The following is a 22296-nucleotide window of genomic DNA, read 5'->3' as shown; positions in this document are numbered from 1 at the left end:
ACGTGCGGGTTCAAGTCCCGCTGCCGGCAGGAAAGAAAATTGCTGAAATGCTTGATTTTACGAGTGTTTTCGGCAATTTTTTATTTTATTAATCTGATTGCCCTTGATTCCCTAAACTTAAGAAAGGAGATCTTGCATGTCCTCATTTTTAATTGTAAAAAAAATTACACAAGCACATTTACGAGACTTTATATCAATATGTTCATGCAGCTATTTTTATTTATCTGCATATTTTATCCATGTTTAACATATACTACTAGTAATATGAAAAAGCAGGAGGACAAACATATGGCAAGGCCAAGAACAAGAGCTAGAAAAACCTATGAAGAATTGCTGACTGAAAATGCGGAGAAGCTGAAAAAGCATACGGAGGCTGTTTCCTTGCTTCAAAAGGAGAGAGAAGATCTTCTGAAAGCAAAACGGGACGAGGAAATGCAGGAACTTTATGCGTACATGCAGGAAAATGAACTTTCCGCAGAGGATGTAATTGCCAGTCTGCAGAATCAGGCTCCAAGAGAAGAGGAACTGGCAGCCTCGTAATGTAGAATTTACACAGTTGGGAATTCCCTATAAGCCCTAAAAGGCTTCCCGAAACTCACTAGGCGTCATATCCGTGAATTTTTTAAAGGAACGGCTGTAGGCAAGTGTATTTTTGAAGCCGACCTCTATTGCAATTGCATGAATAGACAGCTTAGAATAGGTAAGATACTCTTTGGATTTGTTAACCCTGTATTCAGTCAAGTACTGATACAGGGTTTTTCCCGTATGCGCCTTAAAAATCTTACAAAAATAGAACTTGGAAAAGTTCACCTTCTGACAGATAATATCTACGGACAGCTCATCTTTGTAGTGATCGTCAATATATTTAAGGGCAGTATTCACAATGGTCTGCTGCACAGGGGTCAAAAGCCTTGCTTCCTCTATCTCATGGGTTACAATCAGAAGCTCGTGAATAATCTGGTGCAGCAGATAGCAGGCTTCCATTTGGACATAAAGATCCTTTGTATAGTTATAGGAACACAGGGTGGTAAAATGGGAGCAGATATTGTGGAGGGGCGTAATGGGTATAACCCCCTTTTTCCCCCGTATCATGTTATAGTAGAGCTTGGCATGACTCCCGGAAAAAAGTACATAGAAGTATTTCCATTCCGGCGTGGCTTTGGAGAAGCGCAGCCTTGTGTTGCAGTTGGAGATGATAATATGCTCCGGATGGACATACTGGATCTCTTTGTATTTGGTATACTGGGCAACGCCTTCTAAAACGTAAAAAATAATGAACTCGGCATAGTTGGCATCACAGCTCAGATCCCTTTCGTTGGAAAAACCGCACTTTAATACTTGAAAGGGGAGGCTTACGGATTTATCCGGTAGAAGATTTGACTTGTGGATATATTTGGGAGGATATTCCTTTTGTGGTAATTTCATACGAATTTCCTTTCTTATTTGGGAACGATTGTTTGAAATGACAAATAATTAACGAATTTTTCTCTAATATAGCACAAAAATGCTAGAAAAGCAATATGTGATACCTAAAAAACAATATTTGATATTGAATATTAGCGTATTTTAGGGTTAGCTAGAAATATGAAGACCAAGCAAGGAAGGAGAAGATAGGGTGAACGAGCAAAATTACATTCTCGAACTGAAGGATGTGGTCAAGACCTTTGGTGGCGTCACCGCCCTGGCAGGCGTGCAGTTTCAACTGAAGAAAGGTGAAATTCATGCACTGATGGGTGAGAACGGCGCAGGAAAATCCACCTTCATCAAAGTTATCACAGGCGTTCATCAGCCGGACAGCGGAATCATGCTGTTAGAGGGAGAACGGATTACACCCCGGAACACCATGGATTCGGCAAAGCTGGGTATCGCAGCTATTTATCAGCACGTAACGGCATTCCCGGATCTGTCTGTGACTGAAAATATTTTCATGGGGCAGGAGATTAAGAACAAGCTGGGCATGTATGACTGGCGTCAGATGAACCAGCGTGCAAAGGAACTGATTGAGCCTTTGAGCAAGGAGATCGACGTAACAAAGCCCATGGGTTCCTTAAGTGTTGCGGCTCAGCAGCTTGTGGAGATTGCAAAAGCGCTCTCCAGAGATGCGAGAATCCTGATCATGGATGAGCCCACGGCATCCCTGACAGCCAATGAGTGCGAGGAGCTTTATACCATTGCGGAGCGGCTGCGCAATGAGGGCGTTTCCATTATTCTGATTTCTCACCGTTTTGAGGATATGTACCGGCTGGCTACCCGGGTGACCGTGTTCCGGGATGCGCAGTACATAGGCTGCTGGGATGTGGATAAGATTTCCAACCAGAAGCTCATAGGGGCCATGGTAGGACGTGAGCTGGATCAGATGTATCCGGAAAAGACGGCCAAAATCGGCGAGACCGTATTGAAGGTAGAGAATATTTCCAAAGAAGGCTACTTCAAGAATATTTCCTTTGAGGTGAAAAAGGGAGAGATTCTTGCACTTACCGGGTTGGTAGGCGCAGGGCGTACGGAGGTATGCCAGACCATCTTCGGGATTATGAATCCGGACAGCGGACGGATTGTTTTAGAGGGAAAAGAGGTTAAAATAAAGACTCCGGTAGAGGCCTTTGAATATGGCATCGGGCTGCTTCCGGAGAACCGGCAGACCCAGGGGCTTATCAATGAGCTTCCTATCTATCAGAACGTATCCTCAGCGGATATGAAGCAGTTTGCCAAGGCAAGCATGCTGGATGAGAAAGCGGAGATTCAAAAAGCCATTGAGCTTTGCCAGAAGATTTCTCTGAAAGCAAAGGACATCAGTGCGCCGCCTTCCTCACTGTCAGGCGGTAATCAGCAGAAGGTTGTATTTGCCAAGCTTCTGAACTGCTCCTTAAAGGTGCTGATTCTTGACGAGCCTACCAAGGGTATTGACGTGGGTGCAAAGTATTCGATCTATGAGATTATGAATGAGCTGGCGGCAAACGGCTATGCAATCATTATGGTTTCCTCGGAGATGCCGGAGGTTCTGGGCATGGCGGATCGGATCGTGGTTATGAAGTCCGGACATGTAACCGGTGAGTTTGATAACAAAGAGGTATCGCAGGAAATGATTATGGCGGCATCGTTAGGTGAGCAGAGGAAGGAGGCCAGGGCATGAAGAAGCTATTCGGATATCGAAATATCGGCCTTGTATTCGGCCTGATCGGACTTTTGGTGCTGGCGGCAATTATTACACCGTCCATGTTAACGGTAAATGCACTGATTTCCATGCTGAGGAACAATGCGGTTTACGTATTCCTGGCAGTGGGAATGATGATTGTGCTTGTGACGGGAGGCATTGACCTGTCTGTGGGTTCCATTCTGGGGCTTTCCGGCGTGGTATGTACTTCCCTAATGAGCAGCCACATGGAGATTCCTTCGGTTGTGTGGGTACTGCTGAGCCTTGTGATTGGAATTATCTGCGGGGCATTTAACGGCTTTATAGTGGGCTACTTAAAAGTGGTTCCTATGATAGCGACACTTGGCACTATGTATATATACAGAGGCTTTGCCTTTTTGCTCAGCGGCGGTAACTGGTGGTTCCCTCATCAGATTTCCGAGTCTTACCAGGCATGGGCGGCAAAGAGCATTGCGGGAGTGCCGGCGATTCTCTGGATTTCGGCTTTTGTCTTTATTGTGGCGGCCTGGTATCTGAACTACCGGACGACCGGACGCCGGATTTATGCAATCGGTACGAATGTGGAATCCGCAAAGGTTGCAGGTATCAAGGAAGCAAGGGTACGCTTCCTGGCATTTGTTATCTGTGGTGCGCTGGCAGGCCTTTCCGGAATGCTTTACACGGCAAACTATGCCATGTGTACATACAGTAACGGCGATGGCTATGAGCTGCAGGCGATTGCCATCTGCATCCTGGGCGGTGTCAGCATTACGGGCGGCCGTGGAACAGTGGACGGAGTTCTCATTGGCTGGCTGATGATGAGTGTGATTACCCAGTTTATCAGTCTGCTTCCGGGTCTGTCCGTATGGCAGAAAGCATTGCAGGGAGCTATCATTATTGCAGCCGTATTCCTGAATATTGCCATGACACGTTCTGCTGAGAAGCGTGTCCTGAAAGAAAGGGGGGCACTGCTCTGATGGCTGAGAATAAAGCAACAGTTAGGGATCTGACTGTAAAAGAGGGTTTTCAACTGAGTAAGTTCCTGGTAAAATGGGAAATGATACTGATTTACATACTGATTCTCATTAACCTGATTCTGGCAGCAGCAAGACCGGCACTGTATTTTAACATCGGCACCATTCAGTCTATTATTCAGTCGGGGCTGGATCTCTCTCCCATGGTAATGGGTATGGTGTTTGTGCTGATGCTGGGAGATATTGATGTATCCATTGCGTCTAATATGGTTCTCTCAGGAATGACTACGGGACTTCTGTACCAGAACGGAGCGCCGGCGATTGTAGCAGTACTGGCAGGCGTTCTTACGGGAGCGTTCTGCGGAGCTTTTAATGGTTTTCTGGTTGGATATATTAAGATGCCTGCGGTTATTGTAACCATTTCCACTTCCATGCTTTTCCGGGGAATTGTAGAGATTATTTTGGATGTAAATTCACTGAAGAACTTTCCGGCTTTCTACAATGCCATTGGCTGGAGAAACTGGGGAATCTTCCCTATCTGTATGGTGCTGTATACCATTATTACGATAATTTTCTACTTTATTCTGCATCGATCCACCTTTGGGCGGAAGCTGTATATTGTAGGAAACAATCCTGTTACGGCGGCTTATTCCGGCATTCGTGTGGAGCGTGTAAAGCTGGTTGTCTTCATTCTCATGGGAGTGATGGCAGGTGTTGGTTCCATTTTCTTTGTAGGACGTATGGGCGGCGGACTTTCCTCCTCTATGGGTACGGGATATGAGATGGATACGATTGCAATCTGTGTACTGGGCGGTGTGTCTACCAATGGCGGAAAGGGTAAGGTCTATGGTCCCTTTATCTCTACCTTTATTATGGCATTCCTGCTGTATACGCTGGGTCTCATTGGCGTGGATGCCAATACCCGTAAGATTGTAACCGGTATCGTTCTGCTGATTGCGGTACTCATTCCAAGTGTGAACCGGCAGTTGATTGCAGATGTTAAGTTAAAGGTTCTGTATAAGAACAATAAGAATATTGAAGCTTTGAATGTGAAGACTGCCGCAGAGGTAAAAGAGCTTCGGGCAGAGATTGCAAAGCTTAAGAAAGACGGGGATACGGACGGAAAGATCCGTAAGCTGGAGGAGAAGATTACAACTCTCCGGACTACCTGCAAGGAGAAAACCGCACAGATGAAAGCGGAGCTTGCAGAGGATGCCCGCAAAAACAAGGAACGTTTTTCATAAGGTATATCCCAAGGGCATCCCGCAACACATACCCTTTCAGGGTGGGTAAATCAAGGTATATCCGGAGTTTAGAGCGCTCCGTATATATAGAAAGTCAAAATTAAAAGGAGGATACTTAATTATGATGAAGAAATTCTTAGCTCTGATGCTCAGTGTGAGCATGATTGCAGGACTTGCTGCCTGCGGTTCCAAAGAAACAGAAGCTCCGGCAACTGATGCGCCGGCAGCAGAGGCTCCGGCTGAGGGCGGAGATGATGCAGAGGCTCCTGCACCGGCAGCTGATGGCTCCGGAAAACACATCTTTATGTTCAAGTCTACCGGTAACAGCTTTGGTGATCTGATGTATGAGGGCTACAGCGAGTACATGAGTGCACTTGGTTATGAGACTGAGTACACCAGCCCGGCTGAGACTACCGTAGCAGCTCAGGTTCAGATGCTGGATGAGCTGATTACAAAGGGTGTTGCCTCTATCGTTATTTCCACCAACGGTGATACCGGATATGATGAAGTATTCCAGAAGGCAAAGGATGCCGGAATCCCCATCGTTTCCATCGACTCTGAGGCAAGTGTAAACTATCGTCTGGCACACATCAACCAGGCAGAGGTTCAGGATATCGGATCTTATCTGGTACAGGCAGCCGTTCTGATTACTCTTGGTGTAGATTATCCGGAAGATAAGACTATGGAAGAAGTAGTAGCAGAGCAGCTTGGCAGCTACTCAGGCGACGAGATCGTTCTTGGCGTTCTTTCCGCAGGTGTTGATACTCCTGTACAGAACAGCTGGATCGCGGCTATGGAAGTAGAGCTTGCAAAGGATATGTACGCAGGCAAGGTCAGCCCCGAGCTTGACAAGAAGTATGGAAATGATGACCCGACAGAGTCTACGACTCAGGCAAATGCTTTCGTAGCAGAGAATAAGGTTGACTGTATCATTTCTCCGACAACAGTTGGTATCGCAGCAGCAGGCCAGGTTCTGAAGCAGGCGAACAGCGAAATTAAGCTGACAGGTCTTGGACTTCCTTCCGAGATGCAGTCCTTCATGCCCAACAGTGCGGACGAGGATGCTTTCACTTATGTATGCCCCTACATGATGCTGTGGGATGTTATTCATCTTGGCGCTGTAGCAGGTGCTGCAATTGACGCTGCTCTGACCAATGGCTGGGCAGGAACAGACGGTGAGACCTTTACTATGGCTGCATTCCGTGACTATGCGGAAGAGGATTACAGCGTTTATACACAGGGCGACGGAACTTTTGTTCTGGCTGGTACACCGTACATCTTCTACAAGGGCAACATGGCTGAGTGGATTGACAAGCTGTAAGATTTTGTTAGACATATGAAAACTGGGGGACTGCGCCTGCAGTCCCCTGTTTTAAAAAAGGAGAAAAGTATGAGCAACACCTATTATCTGGCAGTCGATATCGGCGCTTCCAGCGGACGTCATATTCTGGGACATCTTGAGGATGGAAAGATGGTTCTGGAGGAGATCTACCGCTTTGACAATGGGATGAAGCCGAAAAATGGCCATTTGTGCTGGGATGCGGATGGTTTATTTGGAGAAATTAAGGCCGGAATGAAGCGCTGTAAGGAGCTTGGCAAGATTCCGGTGAGTATGGGTGTGGATACCTGGGCGGTAGACTATGTTCTTCTGGACAAAAACGGGGAACGTCTGGGGGATGCGGTAGGTTATCGGGATAAGCGGACAGAGGGCATGGATGATAAGGTCTATGAGATCATTTCCCCCGAAGAGCTGTATGCAAGAACAGGAATTCAAAAGCAGATTTTTAATACGATTTACCAGTTGATGGCAGTAAAGGAACAGCAGCCGGAACTGATGGATAAAGCGGAGCAGCTTTTGATGCTTCCGGATTATTTTCATTATCTGCTGACGGGAGTGGCGAAGACGGAGTATACCAATGCCACATCCGGACAGCTTGTAAGTCCTGTGACTAAGGACTGGGACTTTGAATTAATTGAACGTTTGGGTTATAAAAAGGAAATCTTCGGGCCTATCAGCCTTCCGGGTACGGTGGTAGGACCCTTAAAAAAAGAGGTGGAGGAAGAGGTTGGCTTCTCCTGTACGGTGATGCAGCCGGCCACCCACGATACGGCTTCGGCGGTTCTGGCCGTTCCCTCTACGGAGGAGGATGTGATCTATATCAGCTCAGGTACCTGGTCGCTGATGGGAACGGAACTGAAAGAAGCAGACTGCAGGGAAGATAGCCGCAGGGCAAACTTTACCAATGAGGGCGGTGTAAATTATCGCTTCCGGTTTTTGAAGAATATTATGGGGCTTTGGATGATTCAGTCTGTGCGAAAGGAACTGCCGAAGAAATACAGCTATGGGGAGCTTTGTGAGATGGCGGAGAAGGTTTCGGATTTTCCGGCGGTGATAGATGTGAATGACGGAAGCTTTCTGGCACCGGACAGCATGATTGAGGCGATTCGGGAATATTGTCGGCAGCATGGCCAGAGGGTGCCTGAGACTCCGGGAGAGCTTGCCACGGTGATTTATCAGAATTTGGCCCGCAGCTATGGGGAGACGGTTCGGGAGATTGAAGAACTGACAGGAAAGCATTATGAGAAGATTCATGTAGTGGGCGGGGGTTCCAATGCGGATTATCTCAATGAACTGACGGCCCGTTATACCGGGAAGGAAGTTGTGGCAGGACCTGGAGAGGCTACAGCTCTGGGCAATCTGGCAGCCCAGATGATTGCGGCAGGGGAGCTTCGGGACATTTGGGATGCCAGGGTGTGCATTCGGAATTCTTTTGAAGTACGTTCCTTCCGGGCGTAGAGCGGAAATGGCTTTATCTGTACAAATCAGCAGAATTCAAATAATGCATGGAGCCATTTAAGAACATGTGGAAATGTATATGTTTAGCGGCTGGAAATGGTTCCGTATCTTATGTGTTATTGGGGTTGTGCGGAATGAAAATAGGAGAAAAATCATGGTAGATTTAACGAAATTAGTTGAAATGTCAAATAAGCACGGGAAGAATCCGGATCTGGTGCTGGCAGGCGGCGGCAATACTTCCTATAAGAAGGGCGGGGTACTCTATGTAAAATGCTCAGGAACCAGCCTGGGAACCATTACGGCAGAGGGCTTTGTGGCTATGGATATTGCCAAGCTTACGGCTCTGATGGAGAAGGACTATCCGGCTGAGGATGCGGCAAGGGAGGCGGCATTCCTTAAGGATGTGATGGATGCCCGCTGTGACGAGGACCTGAGCAAACGGCCGAGCGTGGAGGCACTGCTTCACAGCCTGTTCCCGCAGACCTTTGTGCTTCACATTCATCCGGCGCTTATTAATGGCCTGACCTGCTCCAAGGGTGCCGAAGAGCTGGCAAAGGAGATTCTGGGCTCTCAGATGATCTGGATACCCATCTGCCGTCCGGGATATACGCTTGGCAAGCTGTGCAATGAGGCTATGAAGGTTTACAGGAAGGAACATGGCCAGGAGGTACAGGTTGTGCTTCTGCAGAACCATGGTATCTTTATTGCTGCGGAGACTGTGGAAGAGATTGACCGGATTCTGGCAGATGTGATTGATAAGCTGGAGGCTTACGTTCGGACAGAGGGGAAGGATGAGCTGACAGCGAAGCTTCATGCCGTTACCGGCCGGGCAGCGGAGTTCCTGCCTATACGGGAAGCCGTTCATTTCGTCAGCAGCAAAGAGAAGGCACAGGCGCTTTTAAAGCCGTTTACACCGGATCACATTGTATACTGCGGTGCATTTCCATTGTTTGTGGGACAGGATGAGGATTTGGAGACGGCGCTGAACGCATTTAAGGAGAAGGAAGGGGATTATCCGAAGATTGTCCTTATGCAGAATGTGGGGGCCTTTGCCCTCTGCCAGAGCGAGAAGGAGATTAAGAATGCGGAGCTTCTTCTTACGGATGCTATGAAGGTGGCTTATTATGCGGAGAAATTCGGCGGAATTCTTCCTATGACGGATGAGCTGACTTACTTTATCACCCATTGGGAGGCGGAATCTTACCGGAAGAAGCAGGCATAAAAGATTTGTACTGAATCATGAACAACAGGTTTGGAAGCAGGTTCCAAACTTATTGGACAGAGATATGCTCAAGGCGTATCTCTGTTTCTGTTTATGGGAAAAGTAAGGTTGTAATTTAAAGATGGGAATGGTAGAATGTTTGAAGAAACACCCGGCGGGCAAGGTGAATTTGCCTGAAATGCAAGGAAAGGAGCCAGACTATGACTTGTAAAGAAGCGGAGCAGATGGTAATGCCATATATCAATAAGGAGCTGACGGACAAGGAATTGAGCGCTTTTCTGGCCCATGTCCATACATGTCAGGACTGCTATGAAGAGCTGGAGATCTATTATACTATCTACACAGGCCTTGCGCAGCTTGAGGAGGGCGGAGAGGATCAGAATATGCATAAGCTTTTGGAAGAGTCCCTTTGGGCTTCTGAGATGCGTATTCGGGGGAAAAAAATCTTTGATGTGTACTATGTGCTGTCCCAGGTGCTTGCTATGGCGGCATTGACCGGAATTATGATAATGGAGATGTTAAAAATATGAGTGAAAAAATCTTACTTGTTGACGGACACAGCATAATTAATCGGGCCTTTTACGGAGTGACAAATCTGACCAACTCCCGGGGGCTTCATACGAATGCTGTTTTTGGGTTTATGAATACGCTGTTTAAAGTTCTGGAGGAGGAAAAGCCGGATTATGTGACAGTGGCCTTTGACGTAAAGGCACCTACTTTTCGCCATGAGATGTATGCGGAATATAAGGGAACAAGAAAGCCTATGCCGGAAGAACTCCATGAGCAGGTTCCGGTGTTAAAGAAGCTGCTGCATGCCATGGGGATTCTTACCATGGAAAAGGCGGGCCTGGAGGCGGACGATCTTCTGGGAACAGCCGCAAAGCGCAGTGAGAAGAAAGGCCTTAACGTGATTGTGCTTTCCGGCGATCGGGATTTGCTTCAGCTTGCCACGGAGCATATTCGAATCCGCATGCCTAAGACAAAGGGCGGCGTGACGGAGATTGAAAATTACAATACCCAGGACGTAATTGACCGTTATCAGATAACGCCTTTGCAGATTATCGAATTGAAAGCGCTTATGGGCGATTCTTCTGACAATATCCCCGGTGTTCCGGGCATTGGGGAGAAGACGGCCACCAATCTCATTGTAAAGTATGGAAGTATTGAGAATGCATATGCCCATGTGGATGAGATTACTCCCAACCGGGCAAAAGAGGCATTGAGGAACCATTACGATATGGCTCAGATGAGCAAGGCTCTAGCAACCATCAACATTGACTGTGACTACGATTATGACTGGGAAGCGGCACGCCTTGGAGACATTTACACAAAAGAAGCCTATGAGATCATTAAGGAACTGGAGTTTAAAAATATGCTGTCCCGTTTCTCTGTGGAGGCTCTCGCTAATGAGGCTGTCGAAAAGAGCTTTCGGACAGTTACGGATCTGGGAGAGGCGGAAAATCTGTTTGAGAAGGCAGAAAAGCAGGAGCGTCTGGCCTTTGAATTGATCCGGGAGGGCAAGGAGGTACTTGCGCTTTCTCTGGCTTTGTCAGCACAGGAGGTATATATTTTCCCGGTTCAGGGCTTTCTAACAGAAGGCTTTCTTACGGAACGGCTGTCCAGGGCTTTGGCAGGCGTGAAAGAAATTGTATGCTTAGGCTTAAAAGAACAGCTTAAGTTTTTGGATGTAAAGACGTCCCCGGCTTTTTGGGATGTGGAGATTGGAGCTTATCTTCTGAATCCCCTGAAAGACAGCTATTCCAGTGAAGAGCTGGCTGGGGAATATCTGGGACTTTCGGTGCCTTCAAGAGCAGAGCTTTTTGGGAAACAGAAGCTTTCTGAAGTTCTGGAGGAAAAGCCGGAGGAATTTCGGATTTATGCAGGTTATTTGAGCTATGTACTTTATGAGGTCTTGTCTCCCATACGGGCACGAATCAGGGAAGAGGGTATGGAAGAGCTTTATGAGAACATGGAGATGCCGTTGGTGTTTACCCTCTTTTCCATGGAGCGTGCAGGCGTACAGGTGGAGGCTAAGGAGCTTAAGACCTACGGCGATGCATTGGCTGTTCGAATAGGGGAGCTGGAAAAAGAGATCTATCAGGAGGCAGGGGAGGAATTCAATATCAATTCTCCCAAGCAGCTTGGCGTGATTTTATTTGAAAAAATGGGAATGAAGGGCGGAAAAAAGACAAAGACGGGCTATTCCACCTCGGCGGATGTTCTGGAAAAGCTTGCACCGGAACACCCGATTGTGTCTCATATTCTGGAATACCGTCAATTGACGAAGCTTAAATCCACCTATGCGGATGGGCTGGCAGTCTATATTGGAGGGGATCAGAGGATTCATACCACTTTTCAGCAGACTATCACGGCAACCGGGCGTCTGAGCAGCGTGGAGCCTAACTTGCAGAACATTCCCATCCGAATGGAATTGGGACGGATGATTCGCAAGGTATTTGTTCCGGCGAAAGGATATACGCTGTTGGATGCGGACTATTCTCAGATTGAGCTTCGGGTATTGGCTCATATGTCCGGGGATGAGAATCTGATTCAGGCATATCGGGAGGCTCAGGATATTCACCGTTTGACGGCTTCCCAGGTATTTCATATTCCCTTTGATGAGGTGACGGATCTCCAGCGGCGGAATGCCAAGGCTGTGAATTTTGGAATTGTGTATGGGATCAGCTCCTTTGGCTTGTCTCAGGATCTAAGCATTACCCGAAAGGAAGCCCAGGAATATATTCAGAAATATTTTGAGACGTATCCAAAGATTAAAGAGTTTTTGGACGGCTGCGTAAAGGATGCAAAGGAAAAAGGCTATGTGACCACTATGTTTGGACGCAGGCGGCAGGTGCCGGAGCTTAAATCCTCCAATTTTATGCAGCGATCCTTTGGGGAGCGGGTTGCCATGAATGCCCCTATTCAGGGAACGGCAGCGGATATTATTAAGATTGCCATGGTTCGTGTGGAGCGAAGATTAAAAGAAGAGGGGCTGCGTTCCCGTCTGCTTCTCCAGGTGCATGATGAGCTTCTGGTGGAGACTCATTTGGAGGAAATCGAGCAGGTGAAAAGGATTCTCTCGGAGGAAATGCATGGGGCGGCCAGGCTTTCGGTTCCTTTAGAGATTGATATGAAGCAGGGAGGAAACTGGTACGAGGCTCATTAGAAATATGGAACTGCGGAACTGGAAAACAGCAGTTGCCGGACATCGCCCAGAAGGATTTACGGACGGTATTGAACGGCCGGGAATCCTTCTGTTAAAGGGGTGAGGTACGGGAACTGCGGAACTGGAAAACAGCAGTTGCCGGACATCGCCCAGAAGGATTTACGGACGGTATTGAACGGCCGGGAATCCTTCTGTTAAAGGGGTGAGGTACGGGAACTGCGGAACTGGAATAGAATATGCGGGTAATAGGGATTACAGGAGGCGTCGGCGCAGGGAAAAGCCGGCTGCTGTCCTTCTTGGAAGAAGCTTATAAGGCTCAAGTGTTTCAGGCGGATCAGGCAGGCCATCAGGTAATGGAGCCGGGGACGGATGCCTACGGACAGATTGTAGAATATTTTGGAAAAGGAATCCTCGCCGCAGACGGACGGATTGACCGGCAGGCGCTGGGAGCCCAGGTCTTTTCCGATGAAAAAAAGCGAAAATATCTCAACGGGATCATCCACCCGGCGGTAAAGGCGCTGGCCCGAAAGGAAATTGCAAAGGCCCGCAGTGAGGGCGGAATCCGGTTGTTTATTATAGAAGCGGCATTGCTGATAGAAGATCATTATGAGGAAATCTGCGATGAACTGTGGTATGTGTATGCGGACGAGGCAGTTCGACGAGAGCGCCTTCGGGTCTCCCGCAGCTACACGGATGAGAAGACTACGGCAGTGTTTGAAAGCCAGCTTGCAGATGAGGAATTTCGGAAACACTGTCAGGTGGTCATTGACAACAGTGGAACGATTGAAGCAGCTTGCGAGCAGATACGGGTTCTTTTGCAAAAGAAAATATGAGGAGACGGTTGTAATGCTTTCCCACAAAAAACCTGACAGCGTAATCAACGTAAAAGCGGAGTTTTTCCTGCTGAAGCTATTTTCCTGGGAAGGACTGCATAATCCAGATTTTACCCCCCCTCGAATTCGAGGGGGACATGAGAGATGCGGCAACATTGAACCAATTATTAGTACTTGCGAATTTAGAAAGTTATAATGCTGTTTTGATTAGTCAGAGAAAGAATCAAAAAGAACGAATGGAATTGCTTCGCCAATTAGCAGTACAGCAGATACAGACGTTGGTGGCCGTAAGCTTGAATAATCTGCCGAAGTTGACAGAAAATCACAATTCTAAGAAATGAATTGTGTAATAATACAATAAGAAGATGGAGACAAAAATGAGAGGAAAAACAATACGACAATTTCTAATAATACCATTGAGAAGACGGCTTGCTTATGGAAGATTGACAAGAAAGGCAAAATGACGTATCTTTAGAAGGAAAAACGGGGAGGGAAAGACAAATGCACATCAGAAAAAAATTGTATGTAAGTATTCTGTTAACAGGACTGTTTCTTTTAACCGGCTGTTCTTTCGGAAAAAAGACTGTGCTGACCTATGACGGTACTTTCGAACTGGAACTGGGAAAAACAAAGGTAGGAGCCGCCATGGAAGCGGGATTTACGGATCAGTACTCTTACAGTGCCAAATCACGGATTGACAGCAATTCATGGGAGAATTTTTATGCCATGAAAGGTGATGTTACTTACGGAACCATGTATGCTGCCAATAAGAGTTCCAAGGAAATTGATTTTGAAGAGGGAAAAGTATTTCGGGTAGTGATTGATTATGAGGATCCCGATTACGACACCGGGGAGATTCTGATCAATGGCGTAAATTATGAAGGATATACAAGAGATCAGATCAAAGAAGCCATGAGCGGAGCCAAGATGACGCTGGATCATGAAACATATCTGGACTTTGAAGATGGGAAATTTGAGTATACGTTCCAGTTTGACGAGGGTTCGGAGACTGTGAGCAGTATCAGCATTGATGACGGAACGGATTGGGAACTGGTCATAAACTAAGAAAGGCATGGCTGATATCTTGGCAAATATCCGCTGAAGGCCGGGAAAAAGGATATTTCGGAAAAGGAGAACAAAAGAGATGAGAATGTGCAGTATCGCCAGCGGAAGCAGCGGCAACTGTATCTATATCGGTTCCGAGAATAATCATATACTGATTGACGCCGGAATCAGCGGTAAGCGTGTGGAGGCGGGGTTAAAGGAGCTTGATCTTAAGGGAAATGATGTGAATGGAATCCTGATTACCCATGAGCATTCCGATCACATCAAAGGGCTTGGCGTACTGGCACGTAAGTATGAGATTCCTATTTATACTACACCGGGAACAGCGGCGGCTATTCGGGGTATGGACGGGCTTGGAAAGATAAATGAGGAGCTGTTTGTGGAGATACAGGCAGATATGCCTTTTGATATTGGAGATCTGAAGATCTCGCCTTTTTCTATTTCTCATGATGCGGCGGAGCCGGTGGCTTATCGCATAACATGCGGCAACAGATCGGCAGCCGTGGCTACGGATTTGGGTGTTTATTCGGATTACACGGTGGAGTGCCTGAAAGAGCTGGATGTATTATTGCTGGAGGCGAATCATGACATTCATATGCTGGAGGTAGGGGGATATCCCTATTATCTGAAACGCCGGATTGCCGGAGAGCGAGGGCATCTGTCCAATGAATCCGCAGGAAAGCTTCTCTGCCAGGTGCTTCATGACAATATGAAGGCAGTGCTTCTGGGGCATTTGAGTAAGGAGAATAATTATGCGGAGCTGGCAAGGGAGACGGTGAAGCTGGAGGTTCAGCTTGGGGATACGCCTTATGAGCCGGGAGATTTTCCCATCAGTGTGGCAAGCAGGGACGAGATCTCTCCATGTATCCGGATATAAGGAATACATAATGAAATAAAAAAGTAGTACCTCATACAGTGCCAAAGAGAATTGCAGAAGTAGGTTTTAGCGGCTGAAAATCCTTCTAACATAAAGGGCGCTGTGAGGGGCATTATCTTGTGAATAGGAGGAGCAATATATTATGAAAAGAACAATTATTACCGTAGTGGGAAAGGATACCGTAGGAATCATTGCAAAGGTATGTACTTATCTAGCCGGAAACGGCGTAAACATTCTGGACATTTCTCAGACGATCGTTCAGGGCTTTTTCAATATGATGATGGTAGTAGATACGGGAAAAGTAAAGTCCTTTGAAAATCTTTCCTCTGAGCTTGAGCAGATTGGCGAAGAGATTGGCGTGGTGATTAAGTGCCAGCATGAGGAGATTTTTGACCGGATGCACCGGATCTAAACTATCTAGGGGGAAATGCATTTATGATTAATTTATATGAGGTAAGAGAAACCAATCAGATGATTGAGCAGGACAACCTGGACGTGCGTACCATTACCTTAGGTATCAGCCTTCTGGACTGCATTGATGCGGATCTTAAAAAGCTCAATCAGAAGATATATGAAAAAATAACCACGGCAGCAAAGGATTTGGCAGCAACGGGAAAAGCCATTGAGCGGGATTTCGGGATTCCTATTGTAAATAAGCGGATCTCAGTGACACCCATTGCCCTTATCGGGGAGGCAGCCTGCCATTGTCCGGAGGATTACGTGACCATAGCCGAGACTCTGGATCGGGCGGCAAAGCAGGTGGGCGTTAACTTTATCGGAGGATATTCCGCTCTGGTATCTAAGGGAATGACTAAGGGAGAAGAAAATCTCATCCGTTCCATACCGGAGGCTTTATCCAGGACAGATCGGGTCTGCAGCTCTGTCAATGTGGGCTCTACCAAATGCGGAATCAATATGGACGCAGTGCGCCTGATGGGAGAAATGATTCTTAAGACGGCAGAAAACACGAAAGAGCAGGACTCCCTTGGGTGCGCTAAGCTGGTAGTATTCTGCAATGCGCCGGATGACAACCCCTTTATGGCGGGGGCTTTCCATGGAGTTACGGAGGCTGATGCAATCATCAATGTAGGTGTCAGCGGTCCCGGCGTGGTGAAGCACGCTCTTGAGAAGGTTCGTGGTGAGAGCTTTGAGGTTCTCTGTGAAACCATTAAGAAAACAGCCTTTAAGGTCACACGAGTAGGACAGCTTGTGGCTCAGGAAGCATCCGCAAGATTGGGGATTCCTTTTGGCATTTTGGATTTGTCTTTAGCGCCGACACCGGCAATTGGCGACAGTGTGGCAGAGATTCTGGAGGAAATTGGCCTGGAACGGTGTGGTGCACCGGGAACTACGGCAGCTTTGGCCCTTCTCAATGATCAGGTGAAAAAGGGCGGTGTCATGGCATCCTCCTATGTGGGGGGATTGAGCGGAGCATTTATTCCGGTCAGTGAGGATCAGGGAATGATTGACGCTGTGCAGGCGGGGGCTTTGACTCTGGAAAAGCTGGAAGCCATGACCTGTGTCTGCTCAGTAGGTTTGGATATGATCGCCATTCCGGGAGATACAAAAGCCACCACTATTTCCGGAATTATTGCGGATGAAATGGCTATTGGCATGGTGAATCAGAAGACTACGGCCGTGCGGCTGATTCCCGTAATCGGGAAGGATGTAGGGGAAATGGTGGAATTTGGCGGGCTGCTGGGATATGCGCCGATTATGCCTGTAAATCGTTTTTCCTGCGATGCTTTTGTAGGCCGCAGGGGACGGATACCGGCACCGATTCATTCATTTAAGAATTAGGAGAGAGATGATTTGTTTTTTGGCAGGGATTCCTGTGAACGAGGATGAAAAGAGGCGCTTATGGAAGGATGACAGGAGTCCTCGTATATTCATGGACAAAGCGGGTACCATGCTGGCAGACTTTTGCGGATTCATAAATATGGGAAGCTTGTACATCCTTTTCAAAAAGAGCATACTGAATCGGAGTGAGCAAAGAAGAAGCGTCCGCCGCTTTTACAAGAAGGGGTGAGGCGCTTTTTTCTTTAACAGCAGCTAAAAGAGGGCCTGCGCTTTTACGAAAGCCCAGGGGCTTAAGGTAGACGGGCCAGTTTTCTTTCTTTAACAGCTCCAGATCCTTTTGACAGAGATCAAGAAGAATATGACAGAGAGCACGGGTAATGCGGCTGTGGGTCAGTTCCTTTGTTTTTAAAAGATCGGCATAGGCAGAAATACGAGAAAATTTATATTTGCAATTTTCCATGCGGGCAGCCAAATCTGAAGAAATATCCTGGAAAGCAGCCAGCTCCTTACGGGTTAGGTTCAGCAGCCGGTAGAACAGGATGGAAGAAAAATCGTCAAAGGCAATGGGAGGGCAGCTTTCCAAAGCCTTTTTTAAGACAGTGAAGGCAGTGGAGGGGATCTGAGCCTGTACGGATTCGGACAGACCTTCCCTGCTAATAGCTTTTCGGATAGCGGAGGCGGAGGCAAAATCGGTATTCATAGACAGATCATGATATCCGGAGGAAGCCCGGGGAAGAGTTATGGGACGGATTTGACTGTGACGGCCAAGGAGAGCCCTGCAGTATTCAATCCCCAGAATGTTGTTGGGATGCTGTAAAAGCTCTGATTCCTGGCGGCAGTCCGCATCTTCCCGGGAGCATACACATACATGCTCCGTATAATATAGATATTCCTCAGCCGCCTTACTTCTGGCAGCAGGAAAAGAAAGTCCCTGCTTTAGGTGGAATTTAAGAAGCTCCCGATAATCCTTTGGCTCTTCCTGGAAAAGCCGGGCATAGGAGAGTATGGAGCCTAAATCTCCGGATTCGCTGCCAAAGCAGAGGGTATCGATACAGCCTAAAGAATCCAAAAGGGAGACAGCTCCATGGGCAAAGGCCTCGGCACTTCCGGTGGCATAGGGGGTTGGCAGCTCCAAAACCAGATCAGCGCCGTTTAAAAGAGCGGTTTTGGCACGGGTGTATTTATCGGTAAGGGCAGGAAGTCCCCTTTGGGTGAAGGAGCCGCTCATAACAACAACAGTATAGTCCGCACCAGATAGTTCCTTTGCTTTTTGTAAGTGATAGGCGTGGCCTTTGTGGAAAGGGTTGTATTCGGCGATGATTCCTAGGGTTTTCATGAGGATGTGCCTTTCTGCAGATATTTGCTTGGTGGTTTTTTATTTCTGCGGGCAACGAGCCAAGCGGACATGCTGGCATGTCCGTTTGGCGACTGCCGCAAGGGTCAAATACCCCGCAGCTTGCTGCGCTACAAGCTTGGTGCCCCGTCAGCTTGCTGCGGGGTATTTGACTGGTATGGGGGTATTTTAGCATGGTTGGGGTGGGGAGTAAAGGGGCTGAGAATGTTTTACAACTTACATACACCGATTTGAGCAGAAGTCGGATACGGGAATCGAGATAGAGCTTCTGCAGAAATATGTATTCATCCCTATTGACATTTTTAAGGAAACACAGCAAAATAAAGGTATTACTTGAAGCGGCTTTGCGCCGGATTGCGGAGCTGGAAAAGCAGCGGGCTTAAAAGCTTACATGGAAAGCACGGGGAAAAGAGATTCTTCGTGCTTTTTCTTAAAAATTGCAACAGTATCTGCAAAACCGGAAGGAGGTGAGAGCGTGGAGAAGAGAGTGAACGGTGTAGTGGAAAAAGTGGATGAAGGGATTCGGCTGGAGCATTTTTTGAGAGGGAGAATGGGGCTGACTAAAAATGAGATCAGCCGTGCGAAGTTTCGCCGTGATGGGATCTGTGTAAATGGAGAGCGCAGGAAGGTGAATACGCTTCTTAAGACAGGGGATTTTGTGGAGGTGCTGCTTGAGACGGGGGAGGAGGTTTCTAAGAGTGTGGAAGCCTTTGACGGAGGGCTTTTGGTGCTTTATGAGGACCAGGATGTGCTGGTGGCAGACAAGCCTTCAGGACTGACGGTGCATCCGGTGGGGAGGACGGATCTGGATACCCTTGCAGGCCGCCTGGCAGCTTATCTGAGAGGAAAAGGTGAGGATTCGGTCATTCGGATCTTTGGCCGCCTGGACAAAGATACTTCCGGGGTGGTTCTGGCAGTGAAGAACCGGGGAGCGGCTGTCCGGCTGGAGCGCCAGAGGGAGCAGGGGCGGCTTTTTAAGAGCTATCTTGCCATTGTGGAGGGCGTGCCAAAGCCGGGGGAAGGGAGGATTGACAAACCTCTGGGACCTGTTCCCGGCGTGAGAAACCGCATGTGTGTGGACCCGGAGGGAAAGAGGGCAGTTACCTTTTATACCTTAATGGGGAATATGGAGTTATATAAGGGTAAGGATGATAACAGCGCATTTGCCGGATGTGGGTGTGGGGAAATAAAAAAGAGCTGTGCGCTGGTCGGCCTTCGCCTGGAGACGGGCAGAACCCATCAGATTCGTGTGCATATGGCGTCTATCGGCTGTCCGCTTCTGGGAGATTCTCTGTATGGAAACGGGAAGCTTCCAGGGATGGGACGGACGGCTCTGCATGCCCGGCAGCTTCATTTTTTTCAGCCCTTTACAGGGGAAGAGCTGCAGGTGGAGGCACCTGTTCCGGAGGATATGAAGCAGTTCCTGCCTGAGGCTTTTACAAGCTTTTCGGGCATAACTTTATGATAGCTAACTTTATGATAAGGTGAGCCCTTTTTATTTCTCATTGCCATCCATCACTTTTTTGTGTTAAAATAAAAAAGTCTGTGGTTATAGGACAGAGATAACAGAAAGTAAGTATATAATAGAAAACTGTGCTTTGGAATCCTCATGCACACACCCTGCAAGTGTGCCGGGATACACAGCCTGGGAGGGCGAATCGGATAGCTTCAAGATATGTCTGAAAGCCAGGCGGCATAAAGCACAGCAAAAGAGGAACTATGGGAAAATCACTCTATATTGCGGAAAAGCCCAGTGTGGCCCAGGAATTTGCCAAGGTACTTAAACTTAGCACCTCCCGGCGGGACGGCTATCTGGAGGGAGAGGACAGCATCGTAACCTGGTGCGTAGGCCATCTGGTGACCATGAGCTATCCGGAGGTCTATGACCCCAAGTTTAAGCGGTGGAGCCTTGCCACCCTGCCGTTTCTTCCGGAAGAATTCAAATATGAAATCATCCCTTCCGTGAGCAAGCAGTTTGAGATCGTAAAGGGTCTCTTAAACCGGCCGGATGTGGAGACTATCTACGTCTGCACCGATTCCGGACGGGAGGGAGAGTACATCTACCGTCTGGTGGAGCAGATGTCCGGCGTGAAGGGGAAAAAGCGCCGCCGGGTGTGGATTGATTCCCAGACGGAGGAAGAGATCCTGCGGGGAATCCGGGAGGCAAAGGATCTTTCGGAGTATGACAATCTTTCCAGCGCCGCCTATCTTCGGGCAAAAGAAGATTATTTGATGGGAATCAACTTTTCCCGTCTGCTGACCTTAAAATACGGCGATGCCATTTCCAATTATCTGAAGGTAAACCGGACGGTGATCTCCGTGGGGCGGGTTATGACCTGCGTTCTGGGGATGGTGGTAAAGCGTGAACGTGAGATACGGGAGTTTGTGAAGACGCCCTTTTACCGGGTGGAGGAGGAATTCTCCCTAAAGGGCAGGGAGGCCAGAGGTGAGTGGCGTGCTTTAGAGGGTTCCGCCTATTTTCAGTCCCCCAAGCTTTATAAGGAAAATGGCTTTAAGAAAAAGGAAGATGCGGAGGAACTGATTTGCTTTTTAAAAGAGGAACAGCCGGTCAAGGCCACTGTTTTTTCCTTGGAACGAAAAAAGGAGAAAAAGAATCCGCCACTATTATTCAATCTGGCGGAGCTTCAAAACGAGTGCTCCCGTCTCTTTAAAATCAGTCCCGACGAGACCCTTCGGGTGGTCCAGGAGCTGTATGAGAAAAAGCTTGTGACCTATCCCAGAACAGACGCCCGTGTGCTGTCCACAGCGGCGGCCAAGGAGATTGGGAGAAATATCGGAGGGCTTCGAAATTACCAGAAGCTGTCCACCTTTGCAGGGGAGGTTCTGGCGGGGACTTCCTGGAAAAACCTTGCAAAGACCAGGTATGTGAACGATAAGCAGATTACGGATCACTATGCCATTGTTCCCACGGGCCAGGGCTATGGGGTCCTTAAAAGCCTGTCAAAGCTGTCGGAGCAGATCTATGAGCTGATTGCCCGGCGGTTCCTGGCAATCTTTTATCCGGCTGCGGAGTACCAGAAGGTGCAGCTTGTGACAGCAGTTCGAGGGGAGAAGTTTTTTTCCAGCTTTAAGATTCTGCTGTCGGAAGGGTATCTGAAGGTGATGCCGGGAAGCTCCGGGGACAGCAGTAAGAAAAAGGGCGAGGAGACAGAGGATGTCCGCTGTGATACGGAATTTCTGGAGATTTTAAAGGGGCTTAAAAAGGGCGACATGGTGGAGGTCCGAGACTTTGTTATTAAGGAAGGGGAGACATCGCCTCCCAAGCGGTACAATTCCGGCTCTATGATTCTTGCCATGGAAAATGCCGGACAGCTTATTGAGGATGAGGAGCTTCGGGCACAGATCAAGGGAAGCGGCATTGGAACCAGCGCTACCCGGGCGGAGATTCTGAAAAAGCTTGTGAATAATAAATACATAGCCTTAAATGCAAAGACCCAGATCATTACGCCGACCCTGTTGGGAGAAATGATCTATGATGTGGTCAGGGCTTCCATTTACAGTCTCCTGAATCCGGAGCTTACGGCAAGCTGGGAAAAGGGCCTGACCCAGATGGCGGAGGGCAGTATCACGGAAGAGTTCTATATGCAGAAGCTGGAGAAGTTTATTACCGATAAGACCCAGGCGGTGCTGGGAGCCGATTACCGGAGAGCCCTTAAGCCCTGCTTTGATGCGGCTTCGGGGTTTTACAAGGCTGGGAAGAAAAAATCCGGGGATAAGGCTTCCGGGCAGCAGGGGAAAGAAAAGGAGCAGAGGAATACTACAAGCTCCGGCGTTGATAGAAAATAAAAATGCTTTTGTGAAAAAAATGTATTT

At 48.0% G+C, this 22296-nt stretch carries 19 protein-coding genes; 17 read left to right on the top strand and 2 right to left on the bottom strand.

Going from position 1 to position 22296, the window contains the following annotated elements; all coding sequences use genetic code 11:
* Positions 1 to 288 precede the first annotated feature (288 nt).
* The gene (locus VSQ61_RS20570; protein ID WP_334346233.1) at positions 289 to 540 is read left to right on the top strand and encodes a hypothetical protein; all 252 of its coding nucleotides are present in this window, start codon (positions 289 to 291) and stop codon (positions 538 to 540) included.
* Between the two features lie 36 nt (positions 541 to 576).
* Here VSQ61_RS20570 and VSQ61_RS20565 read toward each other — a convergent pair whose 3' ends face one another.
* The gene (locus VSQ61_RS20565) at positions 577 to 1425 is read right to left on the bottom strand and encodes a helix-turn-helix domain-containing protein (RefSeq protein WP_334346232.1); all 849 of its coding nucleotides are present in this window, start codon (positions 1423 to 1425) and stop codon (positions 577 to 579) included.
* A gap of 190 nt (positions 1426 to 1615) precedes the next feature.
* On the opposite strand from VSQ61_RS20565, the gene VSQ61_RS20560 reads away from it, so the two are divergent.
* The 14 genes from VSQ61_RS20560 to VSQ61_RS20495 all read left to right on the top strand — a co-directional run bounded on the left by VSQ61_RS20560 (position 1616) and on the right by VSQ61_RS20495 (position 17108).
* Complete coding sequence (locus VSQ61_RS20560; protein WP_334346231.1) at positions 1616 to 3130, top strand: sugar ABC transporter ATP-binding protein; 1515 nt, start codon at positions 1616 to 1618, stop codon at positions 3128 to 3130.
* The gene (locus VSQ61_RS20555; protein WP_334346229.1) at positions 3127 to 4107 is read left to right on the top strand and encodes an ABC transporter permease; all 981 of its coding nucleotides are present in this window, start codon (positions 3127 to 3129) and stop codon (positions 4105 to 4107) included. Before VSQ61_RS20560 ends, VSQ61_RS20555 begins: the two co-directional genes overlap by 4 nt.
* Positions 4107 to 5348 (top strand): ABC transporter permease subunit, encoded by a 1242-nt coding sequence (locus tag VSQ61_RS20550; protein ID WP_334346228.1) that lies wholly within the window; start codon positions 4107 to 4109, stop codon positions 5346 to 5348. The genes VSQ61_RS20555 and VSQ61_RS20550 overlap by 1 nt, the downstream gene beginning before the upstream one ends.
* 121 nt (positions 5349 to 5469) lie before the next feature.
* The gene (locus VSQ61_RS20545) at positions 5470 to 6669 is read left to right on the top strand and encodes a substrate-binding domain-containing protein (RefSeq protein WP_334346227.1); all 1200 of its coding nucleotides are present in this window, start codon (positions 5470 to 5472) and stop codon (positions 6667 to 6669) included.
* A 69-nt stretch (positions 6670 to 6738) separates the two neighbouring features.
* Positions 6739 to 8145, top strand: a complete 1407-nt coding sequence (rhaB, locus tag VSQ61_RS20540) for a rhamnulokinase (RefSeq protein WP_334346225.1) — start codon at positions 6739 to 6741, stop codon at positions 8143 to 8145.
* Positions 8146 to 8299: 154 nt separating this feature from the next.
* Positions 8300 to 9367 carry a class II aldolase/adducin family protein gene (locus VSQ61_RS20535; RefSeq protein WP_334346224.1) on the top strand — a complete coding sequence of 356 codons (1068 nt, stop codon included), beginning with the start codon at positions 8300 to 8302 and terminating at the stop codon, positions 9365 to 9367.
* Between the two features lie 200 nt (positions 9368 to 9567).
* Positions 9568 to 9897 (top strand): anti-sigma factor family protein, encoded by a 330-nt coding sequence (locus VSQ61_RS20530; RefSeq protein WP_334346223.1) that lies wholly within the window; start codon positions 9568 to 9570, stop codon positions 9895 to 9897.
* Complete coding sequence (polA, locus tag VSQ61_RS20525) at positions 9894 to 12533, top strand: DNA polymerase I (protein ID WP_334346222.1); 2640 nt, start codon at positions 9894 to 9896, stop codon at positions 12531 to 12533. The genes VSQ61_RS20530 and polA overlap by 4 nt, the downstream gene beginning before the upstream one ends.
* Before the next feature lie 236 nt (positions 12534 to 12769).
* On the top strand, positions 12770 to 13366 hold the full coding sequence (gene coaE, locus VSQ61_RS20520; protein ID WP_334346221.1) for a dephospho-CoA kinase: 597 nt from the start codon (positions 12770 to 12772) through the stop codon (positions 13364 to 13366).
* A 137-nt stretch (positions 13367 to 13503) separates the two neighbouring features.
* Positions 13504 to 13707: a hypothetical protein gene (locus tag VSQ61_RS20515; RefSeq protein WP_334346220.1), complete on the top strand. Its 204-nt coding sequence runs from the start codon at positions 13504 to 13506 to the stop codon at positions 13705 to 13707.
* A gap of 160 nt (positions 13708 to 13867) precedes the next feature.
* Positions 13868 to 14431: a hypothetical protein gene (locus VSQ61_RS20510; RefSeq protein ID WP_334346219.1), complete on the top strand. Its 564-nt coding sequence runs from the start codon at positions 13868 to 13870 to the stop codon at positions 14429 to 14431.
* Between the two features lie 79 nt (positions 14432 to 14510).
* Positions 14511 to 15308: an MBL fold metallo-hydrolase gene (locus tag VSQ61_RS20505; protein ID WP_334346218.1), complete on the top strand. Its 798-nt coding sequence runs from the start codon at positions 14511 to 14513 to the stop codon at positions 15306 to 15308.
* Positions 15309 to 15450: 142 nt separating this feature from the next.
* Positions 15451 to 15720: an ACT domain-containing protein gene (locus tag VSQ61_RS20500; RefSeq protein WP_334346217.1), complete on the top strand. Its 270-nt coding sequence runs from the start codon at positions 15451 to 15453 to the stop codon at positions 15718 to 15720.
* Between the two features lie 23 nt (positions 15721 to 15743).
* On the top strand, positions 15744 to 17108 hold the full coding sequence (locus tag VSQ61_RS20495; protein ID WP_334346216.1) for a PFL family protein: 1365 nt from the start codon (positions 15744 to 15746) through the stop codon (positions 17106 to 17108).
* Positions 17109 to 17166: 58 nt separating this feature from the next.
* On the opposite strand, the gene VSQ61_RS20490 is transcribed toward VSQ61_RS20495, so the two are convergent.
* On the bottom strand, positions 17167 to 18444 hold the full coding sequence (locus VSQ61_RS20490) for a nucleotidyltransferase (protein WP_334346215.1): 1278 nt from the start codon (positions 18442 to 18444) through the stop codon (positions 17167 to 17169).
* Between the two features lie 493 nt (positions 18445 to 18937).
* On the opposite strand from VSQ61_RS20490, the gene VSQ61_RS20485 reads away from it, so the two are divergent.
* A complete protein-coding gene (locus VSQ61_RS20485) occupies positions 18938 to 19927 on the top strand; it encodes an RluA family pseudouridine synthase (protein ID WP_334346214.1) in 990 nt (329 codons plus the stop codon).
* 254 nt (positions 19928 to 20181) lie between these two features.
* Positions 20182 to 22269: a DNA topoisomerase gene (locus tag VSQ61_RS20480; protein ID WP_334346213.1), complete on the top strand. Its 2088-nt coding sequence runs from the start codon at positions 20182 to 20184 to the stop codon at positions 22267 to 22269.
* Positions 22270 to 22296 lie beyond the last annotated feature (27 nt).

Source organism: Candidatus Merdisoma sp. JLR.KK006, assembly GCF_036941035.1.
In the GTDB taxonomy this organism is placed as follows: Bacteria; Bacillota; Clostridia; order Lachnospirales; family Lachnospiraceae; genus Laedolimicola.
This window is presented reverse-complemented; position numbering and strand designations above follow the sequence as displayed.

What these genes read in the sequence shown, in the direction of transcription:
- VSQ61_RS20500 (WP_334346217.1), top strand. Translation starts at nt 15,451, where the DNA reads ATGAAAAGAACAATTATTACCGTAGTGGGAAAGGATACCGTAGGAATC.
- VSQ61_RS20480 (WP_334346213.1), top strand. Translation starts at nt 20,182, where the DNA reads ATGGGAAAATCACTCTATATTGCGGAAAAGCCCAGTGTGGCCCAGGAA.
- polA (WP_334346222.1), top strand. Translation starts at nt 9,894, where the DNA reads ATGAGTGAAAAAATCTTACTTGTTGACGGACACAGCATAATTAATCGG.
- VSQ61_RS20530 (WP_334346223.1), top strand. Translation starts at nt 9,568, where the DNA reads ATGACTTGTAAAGAAGCGGAGCAGATGGTAATGCCATATATCAATAAG.
- VSQ61_RS20515 (WP_334346220.1), top strand. Translation starts at nt 13,504, where the DNA reads ATGAGAGATGCGGCAACATTGAACCAATTATTAGTACTTGCGAATTTA.
- VSQ61_RS20510 (WP_334346219.1), top strand. Translation starts at nt 13,868, where the DNA reads ATGCACATCAGAAAAAAATTGTATGTAAGTATTCTGTTAACAGGACTG.
- rhaB (WP_334346225.1), top strand. Translation starts at nt 6,739, where the DNA reads ATGAGCAACACCTATTATCTGGCAGTCGATATCGGCGCTTCCAGCGGA.
- VSQ61_RS20490 (WP_334346215.1), bottom strand. Translation starts at nt 18,444, where the DNA reads ATGAAAACCCTAGGAATCATCGCCGAATACAACCCTTTCCACAAAGGC.
- VSQ61_RS20550 (WP_334346228.1), top strand. Translation starts at nt 4,107, where the DNA reads ATGGCTGAGAATAAAGCAACAGTTAGGGATCTGACTGTAAAAGAGGGT.
- coaE (WP_334346221.1), top strand. Translation starts at nt 12,770, where the DNA reads ATGCGGGTAATAGGGATTACAGGAGGCGTCGGCGCAGGGAAAAGCCGG.
- VSQ61_RS20495 (WP_334346216.1), top strand. Translation starts at nt 15,744, where the DNA reads ATGATTAATTTATATGAGGTAAGAGAAACCAATCAGATGATTGAGCAG.
- VSQ61_RS20545 (WP_334346227.1), top strand. Translation starts at nt 5,470, where the DNA reads ATGATGAAGAAATTCTTAGCTCTGATGCTCAGTGTGAGCATGATTGCA.
- VSQ61_RS20505 (WP_334346218.1), top strand. Translation starts at nt 14,511, where the DNA reads ATGAGAATGTGCAGTATCGCCAGCGGAAGCAGCGGCAACTGTATCTAT.
- VSQ61_RS20535 (WP_334346224.1), top strand. Translation starts at nt 8,300, where the DNA reads ATGGTAGATTTAACGAAATTAGTTGAAATGTCAAATAAGCACGGGAAG.
- VSQ61_RS20565 (WP_334346232.1), bottom strand. Translation starts at nt 1,425, where the DNA reads ATGAAATTACCACAAAAGGAATATCCTCCCAAATATATCCACAAGTCA.
- VSQ61_RS20570 (WP_334346233.1), top strand. Translation starts at nt 289, where the DNA reads ATGGCAAGGCCAAGAACAAGAGCTAGAAAAACCTATGAAGAATTGCTG.
- VSQ61_RS20555 (WP_334346229.1), top strand. Translation starts at nt 3,127, where the DNA reads ATGAAGAAGCTATTCGGATATCGAAATATCGGCCTTGTATTCGGCCTG.